Source organism: Rufibacter sediminis, from assembly GCF_014269285.1.
Classification (GTDB): domain Bacteria; phylum Bacteroidota; class Bacteroidia; order Cytophagales; family Hymenobacteraceae; genus Nibribacter; species Nibribacter sediminis.
The window spans coordinates 138,311-162,521 of sequence record NZ_JACOAF010000008.1 but is presented as its reverse complement, the minus strand read 5'-3'; the positions used below and the strand labels follow the sequence as shown (position 1 = coordinate 162,521).

The window sequence follows — 24,211 nt, the reverse complement described above, 5'->3', positions numbered from 1 at the left end:
CGGCTCCGGTTTCATTGGGTATAAACCATGAACTGCCCTCGCCGTTTAGGGGCCCTTTTCCGGAAAGCAGGCCCTAAACGGATGATGGTTTCTTGTGGTAAAAAGCGTCAATTCTTTCGGCTTCACCGGGCCGCCTGCTTTGTTTCGTTTTCCTGCCATACTCTATTGCCCTGCCTACCGGTATTCCCTCGGCAAAGTGCTCTTACAAGCCTGAGTTTTCTTTACAGCGAAGCAAGGGCTTTCTTTTTATGAAAGCTCTTTTTCTGCCCTCTTCAGCAACAAAATAGTGGAATAGTGCCACGGGTACTTTTTCAGGGCTGCGCTAATTACGGAGTGCGGCACCCTGTAAATACTGAATTTTCTTTTTAGCGGGTGATTATCTGCTTTTAAGCCAACGTTGGGTTGGCTGTTTTTCGTAAGGGCACCAATAGCAGGAACCGGACTGTTCCTCCCGAGGATATCAGCGCCTGCTTTTGGGCCCTTTTGCCTCACCCGCCAATACGCCCAGGTCACCGGAGTACCGGCAAAATGCAAAAGCAGAAAGCCAGCCCGGGCCTCCTCAGCGGACTGAGGCAGACCGCAGGTGCTTACCGCACCTGTTTTGAAACGAGGAGCAGATACCTCAACCAAACACAAAATGACACCTACCGACATGGATGAAGCTGAGCGCCAGAACCAGACAAGTGAAGTTTTCCGGAATTACCAGATTCCGCCGCAGTTCTTAGATGAAGTTTTCCGGGCCCCGGGCGCGGTGCACCCGCACTACGAGACCGTGCTCCAGCATTTCCTGGAGTTCTCCAAAGACGAGTTCAAAGAACTCAACGAGCACGCCAAGATGTCGTTTTTCAACCAGGGCATCACGTTCTCGGTGTATTCAGACAAGGCCAAAGGCGTGGAGCGCATCTTCCCCTTTGACCTGTTCCCCCGCATCATTCCGGCCGCCGAGTGGGCCCGCGTGGAAGAAGGCCTCGTGCAGCGGTGCCTGGCCCTGAACCTGTTCATGCAGGACATCTACTCAGACCAGCACATCCTCCGCGACAAAGTAGTACCCGCCGACCTGATTTTCTCGTCCAAAAACTACCTCAAAGCCATGCTGGGCTTCAAACCCATCGGCGGCATTTACAACCACATCTCCGGCACTGACCTCATCAAGCACTCAGATGGGCAGTATTACGTACTGGAAGACAACCTGCGGTGCCCGTCGGGCATCAGCTACGTGCTCTCTAACCGGGTGGCCATGAAACGGACGCTGTTCCAGATGTTCCGGCAATTCAACGTGCGCACCGTGAATGAATATCCGCAGGAGTTGCTGGCTACCATGCAATCGGTGGCCCCCCGGGGTATTGACATGCCCACCTGCGTGGTGCTCACCCCCGGCGTGTACAACTCGGCTTACTTTGAACACGCGTTCCTAGCCCTCACCATGGGCGTGGCGCTGGTAGAAGGCCGCGACCTGTACGTAGAGAAGAACTTTGTCTACATGAAGACCATCAACGGCCCCAAACGGGTAGACGTGGTGTATCGCCGCCTGGACGATGACTTCCTGGACCCCATGGCGTTCCGGGCCGATTCCATGCTGGGCGTGCCCGGCATCATGGCCGCCTATAAGAAAGGGAACGTGAATTTACTCAACGCGCCCGGTACTGGCTTCGCCGATGACAAAGCCGTCTACACCTACGTACCCGACATCATCCGGTATTACCTGCAGCAGGAGCCTATTCTCAACAACGTGCACACCTACCGCTGCGAGAAAGATGATGACTTCCAGTACGTGCTGGAGAACATGGCCAACCTGGTGATCAAACCCGTGGATGAAAGCGGCGGCTACGGCATCCTGATCGGGAACAAGGCCACCAAGGAAGAGCTGAGCGAGTTCAAAGCCCTGATCACCGAGAACCGGCGCAAGTACATTGCCCAGCCCATCATGAACCTCTCCATGCACGCCACCTTCATTGAGGGCGAAGACCAGTTTGAACCCCGCCACGTAGACCTTCGCTCGTTCACGCTTTTGGGCAAAGACCGGCAATTCGTGCTCAAAGGGGGGCTCTCCCGCGTGGCGCTCAAGAAAGGCAGCCTGATTGTGAACTCCTCGCAGGGCGGCGGCTCCAAAGACACCTGGGTGATGGCTGAAGACGGCCCCTCCATGTCTATGGAGCAGAACGGGTCCATGGAGCAAAGCATGACCATGAACGGCCAAACCATGACCATGGGTCCGCAGGGCATGTCCATCGGGACGCAGGGCAGCCTGTCTTCCCAAGCCCCCGGGGCGCAATAGAGCCGCTGTATAGGTAATGATCAGCAAAAGTAGGTCATCCCCCTACCCCCTTCCAAGGGGGACTTATCAGCTAATGCTTTTAAGAATATATAAAAGAACTGGCGAAAGAAGATAAGTCCCCCTTGGAAGGGGGTAGGGGGATGACAAGGCAGCTAAGAGGAGCAGTAACCGGTAGCTATGAAACAACCCGGAAGAACCTGAAAAACGACAATCTACCTATGCCTCTGAACCACTACTACAACAAAAATCTGAAGCACTTTGCCAGAGTAAATAGATTAGATTCTACCAAGGCAGAGATAAGGATGTGGTGTGAGGTGCTGGGCAAAGGCAAAACGGGATATACCTTTCTTAGGCAGCGTCCAGTTGATAGGTTCATTGCTGATTTCATGTGCCAGGAACTAAAACTGATTATTGAAGTAGATGGGTACTCCCATCAATTTAAAACCGCAGAAGACCAAATGCGGGACAGAGCTTTAGCAAACATGGGTTTCACGGTCTTAAGGTTTACCGATGAAGAGGTCATGAAAGACATTTCAAATGTGCAAAGATCAATTGAGCAATGGATTGAGGAAAATATGCCCACTAGGTAGCGCTTACCTAAAGAAGTAAAAATATTTAAGGAGAGATGATCAGCAGAAGTAGTTCATCCCCCTCCCCCCTTCAAAGGGGGACCACCAGATAAAGTACAAACAGAATAATTATCTAACTCAGGACTCAGAACTATATATACCGTATGCTTTCACGAATTGGAAATAGCTTGTTTTGGATGGGGCGCTACATTGTGCGGGCCGAGCACATTGCCCGGTACACCCGGGTGCAGTACGTCTCAATTGTGGATGCGCCGCTGGGCCAAAACCGCGAGGTCATCCTGGAATCCATCCTGAACATGGCGGGCAGCAAAGAGGCGTACTTTGGGGTGCATGACAAACTCGAAGACGACAAAGTCATTGACTTTATCTCCATCTCAGAAGCGAACGACTTCTCCATTCTCAGCTACATCGGGCGCATCCGGGAGAACGCGCGGGGCTCCCGCGACAACATCTCCATAGAACTGTGGGAGGCCATCAACCGGTTTTACCACAAAGTAAACGAGCTGATGAGCGCCGAGATGCCCTCGGAGGAAATTGAGTTCTTCGCCCGCCGCATTGAGGAAAACAGCTACATCACCAAAGGCTACATTGAGAACACCCTGCTGCACAACGATGTCTGGCAGCTCATCTCGCTGGGCATGCACCTGGAACGCGCCATTCAGGTCATCCGGATTCTGCAGACCAAGCTGGAGGACATTGACAAGCTGGATGCGCAAGTGAACGAGAGCGCGCTGGAAAACTACCAGTGGAGCACCACCCTCAGAAGCACCGAGGCTTTTGACATGTTCATGCGCTGCCATAAAACCAGCCCTACCCGGTCGCACGTGCTGGACTTTCTGCTCTTTGACACGCAGTTTCCCAAGTCTGTGGCGTACAGCATGGAAGGGATCAAGAAATGCATTGAAGGCATTGCCTTTCAGCAGGAAGAAGGCAAGCGCGAGTCACTGGAGTTTATGGCCGGGAAGCTGGCCTGCCGGTTCCAGTACCTCACCATTGAGGAGGTGGAAGACCGGGCTCCCCAGTTCCTGAAGCGAACGTTGGACAATGTATATGAACTTGCCAGCCTATTAGACGTTAAATACCTGAAATACAACTAGTGCCCACGGTGGCCTTGCCTATATGAAGACAGAATACGAGGTGGTGTACCGTACCCACAACACGTATGAGCAAAACGTACGGGAGGCCTTTTTCTCTTTCCTGATTCAGCCGTGCCCAGATGCCTCGCAGGTGGTCAAGAGCGTCGCGTTCTCCAATTCACTGGAAGCCGAGGTGTTTTCCCATGCCAACTCCTTCGGGTTTGAGGTGATGAACCTGCACACCATGAAGCCTTTCACCGAGTTTGAGTTCCAGATGAAAGCCGTGGTGGAGAAAAGTCAGCCGGTGTACCCCTTGGGCAGCACCCTGCCCGTGGCCGAAGAGCAGCAATTGTTAGGCGATCACCTGTTCTACCTGCAAAACCACTTGTACCTGGGCTTCGCGCATTATACCCGCCTGCAGGAGAGCCTCCGGAGCAAGTTACTGATGCGCGCACCAGACCAGGGCGTATATGACTACCTGCAGGCCCTGAACACGTTCATTTACGAGTTGCTGGAGTTTGACCCCGAACCAACGCACGTATGCACCTCGGCGAACGAGGTACTGAAACTGGGCCGGGGCGTGTGCCAGGACTACACCCATTTGTTTATCGCCATTGCGCGGCTGAACAAGATTCCGTGCCGGTACGTCTCGGGGTATTTGAACCAGGGCCTGAACCTGACCGGCTCGGCGGTGATGCACGCCTGGGCCGAGGCGTTTCTGCCGGGTTTCGGGTGGCAGGGCTTTGACCCCACCAACAACCTGCTCGCTGATGAGCATTACATCAAGGCGGCCCACGGATCTGATTACGCTGACTGTAGCCCCCTCAAAGGCACGCTTAAAACCAATGGGAGCCAGAAAACCAGCTACAGCGTAAAGGTAACGCCCTGCCCGCTCCCGGAAACAACTCCGCAGCCGCATAGTATCTCCAGCCAGATGATGTAACGGCTACCCGTCACCCTTCAACTCAGGTAAGGCTGCCGTCCTTTCACCCGGCCGCCGGCCGCTTAACAGAAAAAAAATGAAAACATATCACTGCACCTGTGGCAATAAATTGTTCTTTGAGAATTCCTTCTGCGTTAACTGCAACCGGGAGGTGGGCTGGTGCCCCGTTTGCCAGGGCATGCACGCCATGGAACTGGACGGCAAAGGCGCGTACGTGTGTACCAACCCAGCGTGCCGGGCCCATGTGGTGAAATGTTACAACTACTCGGTCCACAACGTCTGCAACCGCATGATAGAAGTGCCGCAGTCGCAGCGGCCCAACTTTGAGCAACTGTGCAGCTATTGTCAGCTCACCGAAACCATCCCTGATTTAACCGTGGAGGGGAATGCCCAGAAATGGTACGAACTGGAAGTTGCCAAGCAGCGCCTGCTCTACCTGCTGGACACGCTGGGTCTGCCTTACGGCTCCAAGGCCGAGAACTTTGAACTGCCGCTTTCCTTTGACTTCAAAGAAGATGTGGAGCCTTCCTCTATCCTGGGCTGGGTAGGGCTGGAGAAGGGAGAAAAAGTGTTCACCGGTCACGCCGATGGCAAGATCACCATCAACATTCGCGAAGCTGATCCCGTTGAACGCGAAAAGCTGCGCGTCTCCTTCGGGGAAACCCAGCGCACCCTCATCGGGCACTTCCGCCACGAGATCGGGCACTACTACTGGCAGCTGCTGGTGCAGGGCAAAGACGAGGAAGCGTACAAGGCCGTGTTCGGCGACCATGAAAACCCCTCCTACTCCCAGGCCATGGACCAGTATTACCAAAACGGCCCCAAAGCCAACTGGCAGAACAGCTACATCAGCGCCTATGCCACCATGCACTCCTGGGAAGACTTCGCCGAAACCTGGGGCACGTACCTGGACATGATGGCCGTACTGGATACCGCCGACAACCAGGATCTGTTGAAATTACCCGGCGAAAACCTGGTAGATTCCCAACTGGAAACCATGCTCACCCGCTACGCTGACCTCAGCCTAAAGGTGAACGAGGTAAACCGCTCCCTGGGCCTCCCCGACCTGCTCCCCGAGACCTTCTCTGACCCCGTAGTGGAAAAGCTCACCTACATTCACCGGCTCATCCAGAAGAACCGGAGAAAACCGGACTAGAAATAAATTGAAATTCAAAACGGGATGGGGCGCTGCAAGTTGATTGCAGCGCCCCATCCCGTTTTAGCCCTCTTTTCACCAAAACAGCCCTAAAACAGACCTGGTTCTTATTTCTTAGCTAACAGAAAAGAAGAAACACCCATTATTGCTAGCGCTCCAGCTTCTGCCCTGTGATTTTTAATGGAAGGTATAATCGTGTATAGCACGAACGTTTATAGCACGAAATCCCAAAATGAAGGCAAAACCATTTGCTAACAGAAAAGCTTCCTTATACCATCATTGCTGAATGCCTACCAAGTCTTTCCTACGAAGGTTCTCTTTATTCTGACCCACAATGGCCTAGCCCTCTATGGCGCGGAAGTTACTTCCGTGCCTAAAAGAGTTGTAAGTCACGGAAGTAACTTCCGCGCCATAGAGGGGACTTCGGAGCCAGCCTGGAAATCCAAGCCGTAGGGCTTTGCCATACATGAAGCGTTACGAAAAAGCTATTTGATAATGGTGTCTCCCCCCTTCTTAGAACCAGAAGCCTAGCTTTTCGCTTTGCTGTCTGGGTACTGAATGCTGTTTCTGAGTTCCTGGATGCGCTCGGGAGTAAACTTGGGCAGTTGCAGTTCGCCGGCCTCGCGCCATTGCCTAACCTGCTCCTCGCTGGCCTGGGTTTTCTCTTCGGACAGTCCCGTGTCACGGCCCAGGTACACCGTCTGTGACGGGAAGGCAAAGCCCGAGCCGCTGGCGTCAATCACATCCATCATGCGCAGCAGCAGGTCTTCCTGAATCTCCAGGAACTCATTGAAATCGGCGGTCATCACATAGGAGAACACTTCTAGGTTAAACGAGGAGGCCCCAATGCCCACAAACCGTACCCTTGCTGATTCTGGGTCAATCTTGGGGTGCGCGTACAAGATGGCCCTGAGCTCCACCAGCAGGTACCGGATCTGGTCTGGGCTGGTGTCACAGCGTACGCCAAACGTGGGGTGAAACCAGACGCGGTCACGGTGTGCGAAGTTCTCAATACGCTGCGAGGAGAAATCGCCGTTGGGGATGGTCACCACCGTGCGGTCGTTCGTCCGGATGCGGGTAGAACGCATGCCAATGGTTTCAACGGTGCCCACCGTATCGCCCACCTTGCAGAAATCCCCCACCCGGATGGGCTGATCGGCGATGAGCGTCACGCTGCCCACAAAGTTCTCCACGGTTTTCTGCGCACCCAACGCCAACGCGATACCACCAATCCCCAGCGCGGCCAGGCCAGTAGTCACATCAAAGCCCAATGTGCCCAGGAAAGCGATGATCCCGAACACGATGATCGCGATTTTGGACCCGCGCCGCAGAAACAGCACCGCCGACAAAGCCGCCTGGTTCCGTTTGCGGGTCAGGCGCCGCTCCAGGTACTGCGACATCACCTCAATCAGCCGCCACAACAAGAGCAGGAACACCATCAGGCCAATGAGCACCGTCAACTGACTGAACTGCTGGCGCACAATAATGGAGATGCCCACCCGCTGGGTGGTGGCAATAAACAGCCACAAGGCCAAATACAGTTGCAGAGGCAAGGTAAACGCCTGGATGATGCCCGCAATGTGTTCTTCCCGTGCCCTCCGCCAGCCACGCTTGATCAGAAACACCACCAACCGGATGGTCACCCAAGACGCCGCATACGCCAGGGCCACAATCAGCAGCAAGAAAAACCATTGCCCCACGGGCACGCCGTTCCATTTGGTATCTACCGCCACCTGAGGCATTACTTTGTCGGCGAGGGGCTTGCTGGCCTGTTCAATCACCGCCGGAATGCGTTGCACCGTCTGGGAGGAGAAAAGCCAGATGGGGCCGCCTTCGGGGTCTTCCAGTTTCTCCAGGAACAAGTCAAACTCTTCGCCGTTGACGGTAGCCGAGCCCACCCGGTCCAGATTAGGCCCCAGGTTATCGTCTTCGCGCCCGCTGTACGTGTCATTAATCAACGAATACGGGATAATCTCGCCACCCTGGTCCAGGAGCCGTTGCAGGGCGTGCGCCAGTTTGGCCCCGTCCTGTTCCAGTTGCAGGGTACTGTCCAGATTTAAGTACAGGGCGGCTTTGTCATAATTCTCGTCAGCGATGGATTTGATGAAGCCCTGCACCGTCCCGCGCGGCGTACGGCGGCCCAAAGAGTCCAGTGGCCAATCGGGGGTGAGCACCTCCGCCACGGTGGTGTCTTTGGGTTCCTCCTGCGCTTGCCCGGGCAAGGTGCTCATGGTGAACAGTAGCAGCACCAAAAGGACTATCCGGCCGGGGGCTGAGGCTCGTTTCAGGAAAAGGCAATGGAAATAGGAAAGAAGATGGGTCATAAACGGCATCTGTGGTTAAAATAGTACAGAGGCAGGGGGACAACCTCAGGTATGATTCTATCGCACCAACTGGCGGCACGGACGAGGAGCTGTTTTTACTCCCCTCCCTATAAAACGTGTCATCCGCCCCGGAGTTATATAGAGATCTTCTGGAACCGAGGATCATCGCCGTTCTCCTTCCCTTCCGTTCCTCTCAAAACATCAGAAAATCAAGGTTTTTTAATCAATCGAGAGCACCACCCAGAATCTTCCCGTTTCCCCGGAATGGCCCAGAAACTTTTGTGTAGTTGCGGCAAAACTGATAATCTACAGGAGCCTGTCCTGCAAAACGGCGGAAGAACTTAAGCTTCTACTGAGACGCAAACTCAGCTTAAAATTCAAACAGATTTGGCTTGCCCATCACTGCCGTTGGCTGGAAGTAGTGAGTTGCGGTAGGCTATATAAACCAAAAAGGAACAGATCGCTTTCGGGCCGTTTTGATGAAACGAGGCCTAAAGCGATCTGTTCCTTTTTACTTATGATTATGCTCGGTAATATGAGTGTTGCAGATTCTCCCGTTCCGAAAGAACAATCAACTTCTGCAGCGGAATACCAGTCACACGCAATAGGCAACAATCAGAAGAGTCTCTGCTTGTTGTGTTTTAGAGCAGTTTTCTGAAAAACGGCTCCAATTCGGCTGCCATGATGCCATGCTCGGCCACGCTGGGGTGACCGGTGCAGCCGCTGGCCTGCATGGGTTTAAAGAAATGCAGGGCGACGGGTTTGGAAGTTGGATACGCCGCATCAATCTGGTTTTTTATAGAGGTCAGGCAGTTTTCCAGGGTCTGCCTTCTGGCTCCGTTCATCATGGGGCTGCTGAGCAAAGCGATGCTGGCTTGCGGGTATTTCGCTTTTACGTTCTGTACAAACCCTACGTAGGCCTTCACGAAAGCGGCGCTGTCGAACGGTAGCCGAGGGGTTTTCCCGTCTCCGTCGCTGAAATCGTTCGTGCCCAGGGCGATGCTCACAATCTTCGGAGTGAACTTTGCAAAATCCCAGCTCTGTAGATTATGGGCCTGGAAATCAACTTTCTCGTAGACCTGCGGCAAGGTGGGGCCATTGCTGTTCCAGTTTCGGTAGGCTCCGTACCCGCTCACGCTGCTTAACACAAAACTGGCGTTCAGGGCCCGGGCCACGCGCGGACCGTACGCCATATAGGCATTGTGCTGATCGTGGTACTCACCGGTACCGCAGGGCACTTCAGACGGATCAGCCGCCGCGCCGCAGGTGATGCTGTTCCCGATGAACTCGATCAATGGAAGTTTTGGCGCGGGCAAAGCCGCCAAGTTGGTACCGGTGATTTTGTGCAGCACCAAGGGCCCCGAGTGGGCTTCGGTGGTTTTATAGACCCACACGGTATGCTTGCCCGCCGCCGGAGCCGTTATTACCAAGGTATCCTGCTGCCCCGTCACCCGTACCCGCTTCTGGTACATGCCGTCCACCTCGTACTGCAAATAACTATGGCCGCCGGCATAAGGTGCGGAGGCGATTACTTGCACCTGAGTTCCCTCAAACCGAAAGCCCACGTGCGCGGCAGACGAGAGTAACTCCAAATTTTGGTCTTTGTTCACCAGATATCTGCCCAGCGGCTGCAACGAGGCCGCCGACAGTTCCTGCCCCGCAGCTGGATTATCGTTCCTTTTGAGGGTCGTGCACCCTATGCACATGGCACAAAAAGCCACTGCCAGAGGCCAGTACTTAACTTTCATAGAGAGGATGTAAAATGAAGGGGCTGGAGCCTAAACAAGGCTCTTGTTTCCTTTGTAAAAATAGCAAAAGAAGGCAGATCTGACGCAGAGAATCTCTTTCCCTGAATCAGACCGCCCATGTTTGAGACTTCCTCCTGAAAGGCAGGGCCGTTGAGTTCTAAAAATAGAACTGGTTCAAGTTTGCAACTTGGACCTAAAATGAGCTGAAGTTTTCAACTTCAGTGAGGCGACAGCCTCAAACTATCCAAGGATGGCAATGGACTTAACCTCAGTTTAAGGCTACAACGTAGAACTTTACGGCCCTACCCCTGAAGGGGTATCTGGCATAGATGGGTTTCAGGAATGTTCTTTGGTTTGGCTTTCGTTTTAGGAACTGCAGCAAAGCGGTGAGGCACCCCTTCACGAGGTGGAGTTTCAATCCACTGCCGAACCAATCATTTAACTCTTTTCAAGCAGATCTCATCTACTCTCCGTTTTAAGCCTTGTTTTGGGAAAAGGCATCCAAAACGCTTCGGACGGGTTGAAAAGCAAAAACGCCGCTGCCAGGGGAATCCTGACAACGGCGTTCTGCTATCGAAAAGATATTACATCAATCAATCATCGCAGTGGCCGGGTCCTTTCGTGCCTTCGTTGTACGCGCCCAGAATGCCCGCCCAGGCGGTAAGCTGCGCTTTGGAGGCGGTAGTGTAAGGAGACGAGATGGTGTTGCGGTAGCTTCCGCCCGCCTTGGCTGTGAAGTAAGCGGTGGCTTGCGCGAAAGCGGCGTCCACCTCCGGAGTAGAAGAGGCTTGGGTCATGTTCAGTTTGGCGGCAATGTATTGGTGCGCCAAAATGATGTACCCGTTGCCTCCTTTCGGCGGCGTGTTCAACAGTTGCAGGTAGGTCATGCCGCTTCCGTAGAAGATATCATCATGTAAACCACCCCAGTTGGAATCGGCTTTTTTGCCGGTGGCGTGGTTTTTCCAGTAGCCTTGGGTGTAGGTACAGCCATACACTTTAGGCGGGCAGTTGAAGACGATGTTGTCCACGGCCCCGGAGCCTTTGAGCGTACCACCGGCACCCAGGTAGATTTCCATTCTGGCCACCCCTGCGGTACCGCCCAGGTTAACGATCTGCTTGCCGTTGTCTCCGCTCACTTGCAGCATCACGGTTTTCAGGACGTTTCCGCCAGTGCCGTACAGCACTACTTTTCCGCCGGCTTCGTAATCATCCACGTCCAGCACGGTCACGGAAGTCAGCGATACCGTTCCGAAGGAAGTGAAGTCAAACACCATTTTTCCGCCGGTGTTGGAGTCATAGGCCATGGATGGGTCATTGGTGCGGTTAATGATCATCACGTTGCCCAAGGCAGTATTGTTGGCATACGGCCCTGAGGCACCTCCGGTCCCTACGCCGCCACCGCCAAAGGCTTGGTTCGGGGTAAGGATGTCATCAATTTCGTTGACATCGTTCACTGGCGTTGGCTGGCCTGAGTTGAAGATATTGGGCACATCGGCGGAGGCGTAGGTGTTAGTGCCTGTTCTTCTGAAGGCACTCACGTAAATAGGCGTTGAAGACTGGTCGCTGGTCACGTAAGACAGGAAGCCGTCCTGACCGCGCACGTACCGGTTGAAGGTCACGGTTTCGCACTCAGATTTTGGCAGGCAGTTGAACACGATGTTGTCAATTGCGCCGGAACCGGTCATGGAAGCGCCTGGTCCCAGGAAGACTTCCATGCGCACCACGCCCGCGGTATTGCCCAGGTTCACGATCTGCTTGCCGTTGTCGCCGCTTACCTGCAGCATCACGGTTTTCAGCACGTTTCCGGAAATCCCGTACAAAACCACTTTCCCGCCGGCTTCATAGCTATCCACGTCCATGACGGTGATGGAATTCATGGTGACGGTGCCGTAGCCGGAGAAGTCAAACACCATTTTACCCCCGGTGTTGCTGTCATAGGCCTGGGCCGGATTAGTAGACCGGTTGATGATTAACAGGTTGCCCAACGCGGTGTTGTTCTCGTATAGGCTGCCTTTGGCCCCACCGGCCCCCATTCCGCCGCCGCCAAAATCTTTGTGCGGGGTAAGAATGTCATCGATCTCGTTGACATCGTTCACGGGAGTTGGCTGGGCCGAGTTGAAAATGTTGGCCGTATTGACTGAGCTGTAGGTGTTCGCCGCTGTTTTACGGTAGGCGCTCACGTAGATGGGCGTGGAGGCCTTGTCACTCATCACTGCATTTACGAAGCCGTCTGAACCCTTGGTAAATTTATCAAAGGTTACCGTTTCACAGCTCTCACTGGTCATCGCGTTTTGGCTGGCACTTCCCCCCAGAACCTCTGGTTTCGCCAACTCTTCTTCCTCTGGGCTACACCCAAATACCACAGTAGCCGCAGCAACGAACATGCTGATTTTGAATAAATTTGCTTTCATAATAGCTTACTGTTAAGGTTAAAGATTGATTAAAGAATAGATAGCTTAATTTACATAATGTTCTCGTCTCCACATCTACTATTTGATAACAAATATTATGATTTTTATAAAAATCAGTATTTTATACATCTATTTTGCGCCTGTTTTTATTAAATCGATAGAAAATCGTCATAAAAACACTTATTTTATCATCAAAATTACTTACCAGTAAGTAGTGCCTGTGTAGGTACTTGAAACAGATCAGCCCTCTTCCGCCTCCCCCCTGCTGCGGCCGGAAATCCTGGCTCCAGCCTCTGGCATTTCCCGCACCCGCTAATTCCCATCCTCCGGAGAGCTCCTTTCCGTTTATGGCCCATTTTTGGCAAAAGGGCTCCTATCTGGATACTGCCTCCACCCCCTGAAAAAAGAAACGCCGTTGCTAGAAGTTCTAGCAACGGCGTTTCAGAAGGTACTCCCGGCAGCGGAGCCCGGCATCAGGGCATCGGGAAATGATTTTCCTTTACCAGGTCCTTTGTTCCGGAGTAGGCAGGGGTTAGATGCAGTTAAACATGATGTTGTCAATGGCACCTGAACCGCTCAGGCTTCCGTTAGGCGAAATACCGTTTGGTCCCAGGATGATCTCCATTCTGGCTACGCCCATGGTACCGCCTAAATCCACCAGCTGTTTCCCGTTGTTGCCGCTTACTTTCATCATCACTTCTTTGATCACTTTGGAAGAAGCATCGTAGAGCACCACCTTGGTACCAGCCTCATAATCATCCACGTCCAGGATGGTCAATGAGCTCATGCTTACGGTACCGTAGTTAGAGAAGTCAAACACAATTTTACCGCCCAGGTTGTTATCATAGGCTTTCATTGGGTCAGTGGTACGGTTACAGATCAGCATGTTGCCCAGCGGCAAGTTGTTCACGTAAGCGCCGGCGGCACCGCCGTCACCTACCCCGCCGCCACCGAAGTTCTGGTGAGGAGTCAGGATATCGGTCACTTGGTTTCCGATGGAGGTTGGCTGCGCCGAGTTGAAGATGTTGGCCGCGTTCACTTTGCTGTACACGTTGGTAGCCGTTCTTCTGAAAGCCGATACCAGGATTGGCTTAGTCGATTGGTCGCTGGTTACTGAGTTCACAAAGCCGTCTTGGCCTTTGTTGAATCTGGTGAAGGTGATGGTTTCACACGGTGGTTTAGGTCCGCAGTTGAAGGTGATGTCATCAATGGCACCGGAGCCGTTCAACTGGCCGCTTTGCCCCAGCGTAATGACCATTTTCACCACGCCTGCGGTACCGCCCAGGTTAACTACCTGCTTGCCGTTGTTTCCGCTGACCGCCAGAGGCACGGTTTTGATCACTTTGCCCATCATGTCCTTCAGTTCTACTTTTCCGCCGGCCTCATAGGAGTCCACGTCCAGTACGGTGATGGAATTCATGGTCACGCTGCCGTACCCCGAGAAGTCAAAGTACAGTTTGCCGCCGTTGTTGGTGTCATAGGCCGGATTCGGACTATCAGTGCGGTTGATGATCATCACGTTGCCCAGGGCAGTGTTGTTGGCGTAGGTCTTTCCTTTACGGCCGCCATCCCCTACTCCCCAGCCGCCAAAGTCTTTGTGGGGCGTCAGGATGTCATCCACTTCGTTGCCTAGGGGCCCGGTCTGCCCAGAATTGAAGATGTTCGCCGAGTTCTTGTCCATGAAGGTGTAAGGCGCTGTTCTTCTGTTCGCAGTCACCAGAATAGGCGTGGTGGCCTGGTCACTCATAACAGCCGTCACAAAGCCATCTTTGCCCCGCACCACCTTGTCAAAGGAAATAGTCTCGCAGCTTTCCATCATGGGGTTCTGGTCAGATGATCTACCCAGCACATCGGGTTGGATCGCATCCTCGGCTTCTGGGCTACAACCGAAGACCATTGCTGTTGCCGCCAGCAACACAGTGGATTTTAGTAAGTTTGTTTTCATGATACGTGAAAAAAGGGGTTGAATTGAATTGGTGATTAAATGGTTTATATTTTTACTTTAACTAGTGCTATTTAGTCATTATTTTACATTTTTTGTTAAAATATTGTTATTTATTTTTCTAAAAAAGTTTTCCTTCTTTTCAACATACAACTCCATAACTGACATACTACCTGATAATCAATTGCGTATTCCCAAAAACTCCTTCAGAACTCAATCAAATTATTCGTTCGAGCAGGTTCTCCGTGAGTAGTGAGCCAGCATCTCTGAGGGCCCTCTTTCCTCCCAAAAGGAGTAGACTTGATGAATAATTGCGGTTTATACTGTTTCGAGACCTTTTTTGTAAAAGGAAGCTCAAAACAGAAAAGGTTAGGGAATGACTAAAGGATACTTAACTGGAAAGTATCTACGCAAATCAGTGTAATATGGTCGCAAATCTATAATAATTAAATTATAAAATTAGACATTTTTAATATTACATAATGTTTACAGGAAAATGATGCCTTTTCAGCGAAAGAGGGACACCTGTAGCAGGTAACTAGAAGCTCCTCGTGTCCACATGATGCCTTCACCTTCTTTTATAGAGGCAATGATAGAAACGAGGTCTCCAATCTAGTAAAGGAGCTTACCCGTTTATGAAGCTTTTTAGCTGGACCACACCGCACAGAAACTTGACCTAAGTAAGCACCTTCGTATTACTGAGGTCCAAAAACCTTTCACGTGACGCGGAACACCTGGCATGTAGAACCCGCGTTATTTCCCGTACCTTTGGAGGCAGGCTTTTAGGGAAAGAACCTGCACATATATCTTCAAAATCCGTTCGCTTGACATTCGATCCATTTTCCATAGACTTACCCGTTCGGGAGATCATTCCCGCCGTGCGGGAGCACCTGGCGGCTCAGAACACGCTCATCGTGAACGCGCCTCCGGGAGCGGGCAAGAGTACTTTGCTGCCGTTGGCCCTCTTAGAAGAAGCCTGGCTGAAGGGGCAGAAAATCATCATGCTGGAACCCCGCCGGCTGGCCGCCCGCACCATTGCCGAACGGCTGGCGCAGCTTTTGGGCGAAGAGGTGGGCCAGACTGTGGGGTACCGCATCCGGTTTGAGAACCGCATCTCCGAGAAGACCCGCCTGGAAGTAGTCACCGAGGGCATCCTCACCCGCATGCTGCACTCAGACAATGCCCTGAAAGGTGTAGGGCTGGTCATTTTTGACGAGTTCCACGAGCGCAGCATTCACGCCGATGTAGCCATGGCCCTCAGCCGCGAAGCCCAGGCCACGCAACGCCCCGACCTCCGCATTCTGGTCATGAGCGCCACGCTCAACATGCCCCAACTTACCCGTCTGCTCAACGCTCCGGCGGTCACCAGCCAGGGGCGGCAATACCCCATAGACGTGCAGTACGCCGGCGAGACCGATGCCCAACTGCTGCACGAGATGACCGAGCGCGCCGTGCGCAAAGCCTTGCAGGAAAAACAAGGCGATGTACTGGTGTTTCTGCCCGGCGAGCAGGACATCCGGAAAGTGGAGGACCTGCTGCGGCGCGGCCTGCGAAATGTGGCCATCCACCCGCTGTACGGCATGTTACCGCCCGGCAAGCAGTACGCCGCCATCATGCCAGACCGCAACGGCAAGCGCAAAGTGGTGCTGGCGACCTCCATTGCCGAGACCAGCCTGACCATTGAAGGCGTGACGGTGGTCATTGATACCGGCTTTGCCAAGACGCAGCGCTTTGATCCGGCCACCGGCCTTAGTCGGCTGGAAACAGTACGCATCTCCAAAGACGCCGCCGACCAACGCGCCGGTCGGGCCGGCCGGTTAGGTCCGGGTACCTGCTACCGCCTCTGGACCGAAGCCCTGCACGCCCGTCTGGCTCCGCACCGCACCCCAGAGATTCAGGAAGCCGATCTGGCGCCGCTGGTGCTGGACATGGCCGCTTGGGGCATCACCGACATAAGGGCCCTCACCTGGCTCACGCCACCGCCTAAAGCCGCCCTGTTGCACGCCCAGGAAACATTGCACCAACTCAATGCGCTGGAAAACGGCCGCATTACTGAGCACGGCCGCAAGATGCACGCCCTGCCCACCCACCCGCGCTTGGCCCACATGCTGCTGGCCGCCCAGGAATCGGGGCAACTGGCGCTGGCCACGGATATTGCTGCCCTGCTGGAAGAGCGCGACCCGCTGCCCCGCGAGGCCGGTATTGACCTAAACCTGCGCATTGAAGCCCTCCGAAGAACCCGGAAAGAGCAGCTGCACCAGAAACGCTTCGCCAAAATTGACAAGATTGCGGCCTCTTACCGCCGCATGTTCCAGATAGAGGCCGAGAACACCGTCGTGGACCCGTACGAGACCGGTTTGCTGCTGGCCAACTGCTACCCAGAGCGCATTGCCTTCGCCCGGCCGGGCAATAACGCCCAGTTCCAGCTCGCCAACGGTAAATACGCCTCGGCCGGCCACCGTGATGATCTGGCCCATGACCCGTGGCTGGCCATTGCGCACCTGCACGCCGGCGGCGAGAACGTAGGCCGTATTTTCCTTGCCTCGCCGCTCAACCCCAAGGACCTGGCCCCACTGGTGAAGCAAAAAGACGTAGTCACCTGGGACCCTGAAGAAGGTGAACTCACCGCTTCCCGCGACATGCGCATCGGGAACATCGTGCTCCAGAGCAAACCTTTACCGGAGCCCGATGAACGCTTCCTGCTCCCGGCCATCTGTGATCTCATCAAGCGCGAAGGCGAGCACTGGCTCAATTTCTCTGACGAGGTGAAGCAGTTTCAGAATCGCGTGTTGAGCTTAAGGAAATGGCACCCCACCGAAGGCTTCCCTGATCTCAGCACCCCTACCCTGCTGCTCACCTGTCACGAGTGGCTGGCCTACCATCTGGAGGACGTGGAGATTGGTCAGGATCTGCTGGACATCGACCTGCTGCCCCTGCTGCAAAACATGCTGAACCAGGAACAACGCCAACGGCTATCTGAACTGGCTCCCGCTACCCTGGTGCTGCCAGACGGCCACGAAATGGAACTCGCCTACCCCGGCAACGGGCAACCGCCGCTGCTGGAGATCCGGCTGCAAGACGTGCTGGACTGGGAAAACAACCCCACCGTAGACGCTGGTGACGTAGGCGTGGCGCTGCACTTGCTCACTCCAGATCTAAAGCCCTTGAAAGTGGTCAACAGCCTGCCCTACTTCTGGCAAGAGGAATACAGCTTAATAAGAGGCTCCCTAAAAGCCCGCTTCCCCAAGGTAAACTGGCGCTAAAGACCTATTGCGTTTACTCCGCTGAAGCTTGAGAATGATCCGTGACAAATGCGGATCAGGTTTACTGAGAACAGGAAATCAAGCCACTTCTCGCCTCCGGCACCCTCTATCTAGTAGCGTATTCCCGTTTCGGGCCTGTTTTTCTAAATCAGGCCCGAAACGGGATTCATATTTTAAAAGCTTAGCGATGGAAGCAGGCACCCGGAATCTCTCCAGAAACCTGTTTAGTAAAGAAACAGCGATTAGCTTTTACCCTTGCTATGTGCTCTCATCAGCAAGTGGGACGGCTCCTGTGCCTGGTTTGTTGGTGAGAACACCAACAATGACGGGTAGACTCGCTTCCTTTCTGCTTTACTAAACAGGTTCTAAGTAAAAGAACATCCCCGTCCGTAGCGATGACCCGCTCGCTTCTACAGTAGCGGACTACCGGGCAGTTTAGCTCTAGTGTCAGGAAGCAGGCGCTGAAGATCCTGCTTAGTTTTTGGCCTCTTTTCAGAAAACGGCCCCAAAATGGCTTTTGGTGCCCGGCAGTTCATGCGAAGGGGTTAGTTTTACTTTTGCGCTTCTGCCATTAGTTTGCAACGTCAGGTATTACCTATATTTACGTCTGCAACCAATTATTGTAATTATGTACACAGGACTACAGCACGCGCACTCTGGTTTGGCGTATCTGGTGCTTTTAGGGGTAGCGCTCTCGTTTATCGCGGCTTTGGCCGGATTATTCGGGGGGAAAACCTTCACGGATAAAAATCGGAAATTTGGTTTGTTGGGCTTGATCCCCACGCACCTGCAGTGGGTGATCGGGTTGATTCTTTATTTCGTATCTCCGCTGGGGATGTCCAACGCATCCGGCGCCGCCATGAAAGACGCGACTTCCCGTTTATACTTTCTGGAGCACCCCTTGATGATGGTTCTGGCCGTGGTTCTGATCACTATTGGCTATTCTAAGTCGAAACGTCAGGTGGGTACCAACCGGGGCTTCAAAACCGTGGCCATTTTCTACGGATTAGGTTTGGTGCTGATTCTGAGCCGTATTCCCTGGAACGCCTGGTTAGGTTAATCACAGATACTACAATAAACAAAAGCCGCTCTTACTCCTTTGTAAGAGCGGCTTTTCTCTTTATATATAGAGTGAATGTTAAGCTTCAAGTTGTTATGCAACAATGAAGGCCGCGTGGTTAGGCGCTAGTGAAATGCTCTCTGGGGAGATCAATTGTTGACCTCATACAAATCAGCAGCCCATAGGTCCTTTTAAAACTCACTTCTTAGGTACTACCGCCAAAACCTGCGGGGCACCTTCCACCTTCCGAAGCACCCACTCCCCTACCTCCAAACCTTGTTTGCGGCCGTTGTCAATGGCGTCCATGAAGTGAATGCCGCCATAGAAACGAGAAAGCCCGGCCTCAATGGCGGCTTCCTGGAAAGAACTGAACGTACGGCTCGGCAATCCGAAACGCTCCTCCACAGTATCGATGTATTCAAATGCATCCCCGAAGTAATGGCTCAGGATAACCGCCGAGGCCGCCGAGATGGTGGAATGTCCGCTGAGGTACTCCGGGAAAGGCGGCGTTTGCAGCAGTGGCCGGTACGACGGATCAATGTACTTGCGGATGGCGGTTTCGGGACGGATGCGGTTGCTGCGGAATTTCTCGTCCCAGCAGGCTATGAACCCATCCATCAGCGCAATGGACACCATGGCGTGCACCTTCATGGACTTGGCGAAATCGGCTTTGCTTTTCTGGCAGGCAATGCCCGTGATCCCCAGCCAATGCGCGCCGGGCGAAATCTTCTTCAGGCCGGCCTGCAGGTGCCCGTTGTCCTGCAAGGCGAAGGGATTACAATCCCAGAACAAAGCCGCCTCCAGATGCTCCTTTGACAAGTCCTGGCTTTGTGTATAGTTCTGCCGCATCAGCTTATAAAAACCAGAATTCTTGTTTGTGGAAAAGGCGACCGGCGCGGCGGGTTTGAATTGCGTGCAGGTGTCCAGGGTAAATGAGCGGATGGTGTTGAAATACGGCTCTACCGGGGCGAAGTAGGCGGGCGGCGTGGGATACCAGTTGCCTTCGCCTTCTTTGGGCGTGTACCTGGGGTAATTGCTGATGCGGTTGTATTTATCGGCTTTGGCGTAGGCGAGCATCGCTTTACTCACTGATTGAGCATACGCCAGGGAGGAAGTGATCACTTCTTCGGCGAGGCCTTCACGGCGGCAGGAATCCAGAAACTGAACCTCCAGCGAATCCAGCAACACGCCCGAGGGCTGCATCTTTTTGGCCGTTTCCAGCATGGCCAGCACGGCACTGAGTTCAGTGGAATAGCCCGTGATCTCCTGAGGTTTGGTGAGCTGCGGATAGTTCTTCAGAAGGCCGTGCATGCTTTGGTAGCTGCTGTCGTTCTGCGCGATCACCTCATACCCCGCGAGGGTGGCATACGAGAAAAAGCGCGCCGCCAGCGGCGGATTGGTGACGTCATTCACCATAATATCCGTCATCTTATCAATGACCAGGCTGATGTGCTGGCTGCTGAACGCCAGGTTCTGTTTTTTCTGCTGCCCCGGAGCGGTGCATCCCCACAGCGCCACCCAAAGCAGCAGGACCGGTAAAAACTTCTTCATTATTGTAGACGGTAGGCTTTGACAGGCATCTGGTTTATCCCAAAAAACACGGTATTCTTCATCGGTAGGATACTCCGCACATCTCCCGTTATCCTGAACCCCGATTTCTGCTGCGGCACGCAGGTAAAGTTTCCTTTGCCGTCGTTTTGCAGTAGCAGGCCGTAATTGGCATCGGATTTCCCGAACCGCAGGCGGGCTTTGTTCACATTGCCGCCCAAAAGCACATCCGGGGCACTGTCCTGGTTGTAATCCAGGGCGGCCAAGGCAAAAATGGGGGAAAACTGAACTTCCACTGGCAATTTCATTTCCTTGAACTTTCCGTTTTCACTCCCTTGAAAATAAGCGGTTTGCAGGTAGTTGCAAGACAATCGGCCCGCGTCCTTAAGTTCCTCGGGGGAGAAGATGTTTTGCAAGGTGGCGTTGGCGTAGCTGCCGTAGTCCTGGAAGCGGGTGCGCATCATGCTCACCTGGTCCAGGAGTTCGTCGCGGGTGACGTACGGATAGCTTTTGCCTTGCATGTAAAAACACAGGATAGGGTCTACCGCGCCGTTGTCATCAAAATCTTTGTACACCAGCTCGGCGGGTTCTTTGGCGGAGGCCTTGCACTGGGTGTTCAGCCCCTGGTTCCCAATGATCAGATCTGGCCGCTTGTCCTGGTTGAAGTCCCCGATGAGCAGTTTGTTCCACCAGCCGCTGTAATCTCTGGAGAAGAAGGCACGGGTGTTTTCGGCTAGTTTTCCATTTTTGGGGCTGAAAACGGTGATGGGCATCCACTCGCCCACCAGAATCAACTCCGCTTTGTTATCGCCGTTCAGGTCATGCCAGGCCGCATCCGTGACCATCCCGATGGTGGCGAGTTTTGGGGCTATTTCCTGGGTTTTATCGGTAAACTGACCTTTGCCATTATTGAGCAGCAGGTAACTTCTGGGGGCCTCCGGGTACCGGCCGGGCGTCACGCGGCCACCTACAAACAAATCCTGAAATCCGTCTCCGTTCACATCCGTGGACCGTACGCAACTCTTGCTTGTAAGCATCGGCGGCAAGGCCTGGGTCGCTTTAGTGAAATTGCCCTTTCCGTCGTTCAGGTACAGGCGGTCCTGCAGAGCAGCGTCATTGGGCATAAAGTTATGATACCCACCACTCACCACGTATAAGTCTAAGATCTGGTCATTGTTCGCATCAAAGAAGAGCGCATCCACGTCATCGCTGGCTTTATCGGCGGCAAAAGCGGGGTTGGGTTTTAGGGCGAATTTTCCGTTTTGGGCCTGTAAATAGACCGCTCCCTGCTGCCCGGCGGCTCCTCCGGCAAATACATCCTCCAACCCATCGCCGTTTACATCGCCTTTTACCAAACACGGCCCCGAAAAGGACATAGGATTGATGAGGAGCGGCTGACGTTTGAAATCGTTCAGAGGGGTTTTCTGGTGCGCGAAGGTCACCGGTGAAGCAACCTCTGTGAAGTACGGCTTGCCCGCTGACGGCGCGGAGTAGCTGGAGGTGGCGTTTTTCTCTTCCAGCGTGAGCACCTGGTTGGCTTTAACCTGGGTGAGTACCTGCTGCTTGCCCCCTACCCACACAATGCGCAGGGAATCAAGGGCGGCGTCATTACCCAACCCGAAATGCAACACCGGCGATACTGTGGATTGGTAGCCGCGGGAGGGCATCTGCTCCTGGTACTGCTGCTGGCCTTTGTGGTACAGGGTCACTTTGGCGCCTAGCCCGTTGGTGTTCTGGCCGGTGCCCACCAGTTTCACTTGCAGGTAGTGGTGCTTCAATTGCTTGTCAGACTGGTTCTGGTAGATAAAGGCCGGTTGGTTCACGTTGTTGGCCACCAGGTCCAGGTCCCCGTCGTTGTCCAGATCGGCGTAGGCGGCTCCGTTGCTGTTGGATGGCTGGCTGAAGCCCCAATTCTGGCCCATGTTTTGGAACTGCAGGTTGCCCGTGTTCTTGAACATGTAATTGTTCACGTTGGAAGCGGGCATTTTAGAAAGCAGGTTCATCACGCTCTGGGGCGTCACCTTGCCTCTGAGGTACTGAAAGTAGGCGCTCCGGAACTTGATGAAGTCCATGTTGGTGAAATCCTTCAGGAAGCCGTTGCTCACGAACAGGTCTTTGAGGCCATCGTTATCATAATCGGCGACCAGGGGAGCCCAGCTCCAGTCGGTGTTGGAGACGCCGCTCAGCTGCCCTACCTCGCTGAAGGTGCCGTTGCCGTTGTTCACCTGCAGCATGTTGCGCATGTACTGGTGGTTGAACCCGGCCCGCACGATCATGTCAAAATACTCGTAATTGTCTGGTCCAAAGAGCAGTTTCTGGCGTTTGTTGTCCTCGGGCAGCATGTCCAGGCTCATGATGTCCAGCAGGCCGTCGTTGTTGATGTCGGCGATGTCGTTGCCCATGGAGTAGATGGAGGTGTGCTGAAGGCTGGCCTTCGATTTATCCGTGAAGGTGCCGTTCTGGTTGTTGATCAGCAGAAAATCCGGGGCCGAGTAATCATTGGACACATAGATATCGGGCCAACCGTCCTGGTTGATGTCCGCGACGCCCGCCCCTAACCCATACGAAAACGCCGATTTGTGCAGCCCGGCTTTATCAGAGACATCCTTGAACATGCCTTTATTGTTCTGGAACAGTTTGGTCTGCATGTTGCGCTCGGGCTTCTTCAGGATTTCCTGAATGGTGACGTCGTCCAGATTATTGAACTGACGGGGGTTGTGGTTCAGCAGGAACATGTCCAGGTCATGGTCGCGGTCGTAGTCAAAGAAGACGGCGTGGGTGCTGTACGAGGAATCGGCGAGGCCCATTTCCCGGGCTTTGTCCACGAAGGTAGGCACGCCGTTCTTATCAGCGCCCTGGTTGATGAACAGCTGGTTTACCCGGGCACTGCCGGGCATGTTGCCTGAGTAACACTGGTAAATATCCGGGAGGCCATCGCCGTTGACATCGGCAATGGTGGTGCCGGTTTTCCAGGTGCTTGGCTGGCCACCTACACCGGCCGCGGTAGTCACGTCCTGGAACCGCATCTGGCCTTTGTTCAGGTACAGTTTGTTGGACACCATGTTCCCTGAAAAGTATAGGTCCTGCAATCCGTCATTGTTCAAGTCCCCGATGGCTACCCCTCCCCCATTGTAGAAATACTGGTAGGAAATGATGTTGGCGAAAGGCGTCTCAGATAGGGTATTGTTGAAGCTGACGTTGGTTTTTTCCGTGGTCAGCAAGGTAAAGAGAGGAGGTTTGGCAGCTTGGCTAGCCTCGCCCCTTGTTTCTTTATCCGGGCTTTTCTTCTGGCAGCCAAAAACCCCCAGCACCACCAGGGCTATCCCCCACAGGGAAGTACGATGAAACAAATACATGATGGATTATTAAAAAGCCTATAATAATACAGAAATTTTTTCACATCTCCTTGCCCCATTTTAGGCTCAAATTGAGAAAATGGCCTCAAAACGGCTTGAGGTATGCATTGGAGAGTGGTGCCCGTTCTAGCCATGAACTCCTCTTACCAGGTTGCAACAGCTTATTAGGCATAAACAGATGAGAATTGATTGACAGGAATAACTCGCCAGGGAATTATACCCATAACTGAAGAGGTAGATGGAATCTCTAGAACCGTTTTCTCTGCATCTAAAGATCAGGGCAGTGTCAGCTGTTTTCAGCTCGTTTTCTATAAACTAGCCGCAAAGCTCCCAGTCAAGGCAAATTGATTGATCAGGATAAGAAGTTGGTTTATAACTGCTTTCATGTAGAGGAATGGAGGTCTGCGCACTGAATATTTCGTCTCTGGTGGGTAGAGCATTATCCATAGCCGCTGGGATTGGCTTATAAGTCACATTGTTTACAAAGTGACAAGTTGATTTGTAAACAATGTTACAAAG

The 24,211-nt window shown here is 53.4% G+C and carries 14 protein-coding genes; 7 read left to right on the top strand and 7 right to left on the bottom strand.

Features of this window, described 5'->3' with window-relative positions; all coding sequences use genetic code 11:
- Positions 1-246 precede the first annotated feature (246 nt).
- Positions 247-654: a hypothetical protein gene (locus H7U12_RS03540; protein WP_186632981.1), complete on the bottom strand. Its 408-nt coding sequence runs from the start codon at positions 652-654 to the stop codon at positions 247-249.
- Between H7U12_RS03540 and H7U12_RS03535 the strand changes: the two genes are divergently transcribed.
- From H7U12_RS03535 to H7U12_RS03515, 5 genes are all read left to right on the top strand, one after another.
- The gene (locus H7U12_RS03535; protein ID WP_241749092.1) at positions 638-2,275 is read left to right on the top strand and encodes a circularly permuted type 2 ATP-grasp protein; all 1,638 of its coding nucleotides are present in this window, start codon (positions 638-640) and stop codon (positions 2,273-2,275) included. The two genes, H7U12_RS03540 and H7U12_RS03535, sit on opposite strands and share 17 nt — an antisense overlap.
- Before the next feature lie 218 nt (positions 2,276-2,493).
- Positions 2,494-2,865 (top strand): endonuclease domain-containing protein, encoded by a 372-nt coding sequence (locus tag H7U12_RS03530; RefSeq protein ID WP_186632980.1) that lies wholly within the window; start codon positions 2,494-2,496, stop codon positions 2,863-2,865.
- A gap of 143 nt (positions 2,866-3,008) precedes the next feature.
- Positions 3,009-3,962 carry an alpha-E domain-containing protein gene (locus H7U12_RS03525; protein WP_186632977.1) on the top strand — a complete coding sequence of 318 codons (954 nt, stop codon included), beginning with the start codon at positions 3,009-3,011 and terminating at the stop codon, positions 3,960-3,962.
- Positions 3,963-3,984: 22 nt separating this feature from the next.
- Positions 3,985-4,884, top strand: a complete 900-nt coding sequence (locus H7U12_RS03520; protein ID WP_186632974.1) for a transglutaminase-like domain-containing protein — start codon at positions 3,985-3,987, stop codon at positions 4,882-4,884.
- A 76-nt stretch (positions 4,885-4,960) separates the two neighbouring features.
- The gene (locus H7U12_RS03515; protein ID WP_186632970.1) at positions 4,961-6,040 is read left to right on the top strand and encodes a zinc-binding metallopeptidase family protein; all 1,080 of its coding nucleotides are present in this window, start codon (positions 4,961-4,963) and stop codon (positions 6,038-6,040) included.
- Between the two features lie 527 nt (positions 6,041-6,567).
- On the opposite strand, the gene H7U12_RS03510 is transcribed toward H7U12_RS03515, so the two are convergent.
- The 4 genes from H7U12_RS03510 to H7U12_RS03495 all read right to left on the bottom strand — a co-directional run bounded on the left by H7U12_RS03510 (position 6,568) and on the right by H7U12_RS03495 (position 14,468).
- Positions 6,568-8,364 (bottom strand): mechanosensitive ion channel family protein, encoded by a 1,797-nt coding sequence (locus H7U12_RS03510; protein WP_241749089.1) that lies wholly within the window; start codon positions 8,362-8,364, stop codon positions 6,568-6,570.
- Positions 8,365-9,005: 641 nt separating this feature from the next.
- Entirely contained in the window at positions 9,006-10,112 is a 1,107-nt protein-coding gene (locus H7U12_RS03505; protein ID WP_186632967.1) for an SGNH/GDSL hydrolase family protein, read from the bottom strand.
- A 593-nt stretch (positions 10,113-10,705) separates the two neighbouring features.
- Positions 10,706-12,523 (bottom strand): hypothetical protein, encoded by a 1,818-nt coding sequence (locus tag H7U12_RS03500; protein ID WP_186632964.1) that lies wholly within the window; start codon positions 12,521-12,523, stop codon positions 10,706-10,708.
- A 532-nt stretch (positions 12,524-13,055) separates the two neighbouring features.
- Positions 13,056-14,468 (bottom strand): hypothetical protein, encoded by a 1,413-nt coding sequence (locus tag H7U12_RS03495; protein WP_186632961.1) that lies wholly within the window; start codon positions 14,466-14,468, stop codon positions 13,056-13,058.
- A gap of 821 nt (positions 14,469-15,289) precedes the next feature.
- Here H7U12_RS03495 and hrpB point away from each other — a divergent pair.
- Both hrpB and H7U12_RS03485 read left to right on the top strand, forming a co-directional pair.
- Positions 15,290-17,728, top strand: a complete 2,439-nt coding sequence (hrpB, locus tag H7U12_RS03490; RefSeq protein WP_186632958.1) for an ATP-dependent helicase HrpB — start codon at positions 15,290-15,292, stop codon at positions 17,726-17,728.
- A gap of 628 nt (positions 17,729-18,356) precedes the next feature.
- Entirely contained in the window at positions 18,357-18,788 is a 432-nt protein-coding gene (locus H7U12_RS03485) for a hypothetical protein (protein WP_186632955.1), read from the top strand.
- 198 nt (positions 18,789-18,986) lie between these two features.
- On the opposite strand, the gene H7U12_RS03480 is transcribed toward H7U12_RS03485, so the two are convergent.
- On the bottom strand, positions 18,987-20,339 hold the full coding sequence (locus H7U12_RS03480) for a vanadium-dependent haloperoxidase (protein WP_241749088.1): 1,353 nt from the start codon (positions 20,337-20,339) through the stop codon (positions 18,987-18,989).
- Positions 20,339-23,692, bottom strand: a complete 3,354-nt coding sequence (locus tag H7U12_RS03475; RefSeq protein WP_186632952.1) for a VCBS repeat-containing protein — start codon at positions 23,690-23,692, stop codon at positions 20,339-20,341. Before H7U12_RS03475 ends, H7U12_RS03480 begins: the two co-directional genes overlap by 1 nt.
- Positions 23,693-24,211 lie beyond the last annotated feature (519 nt).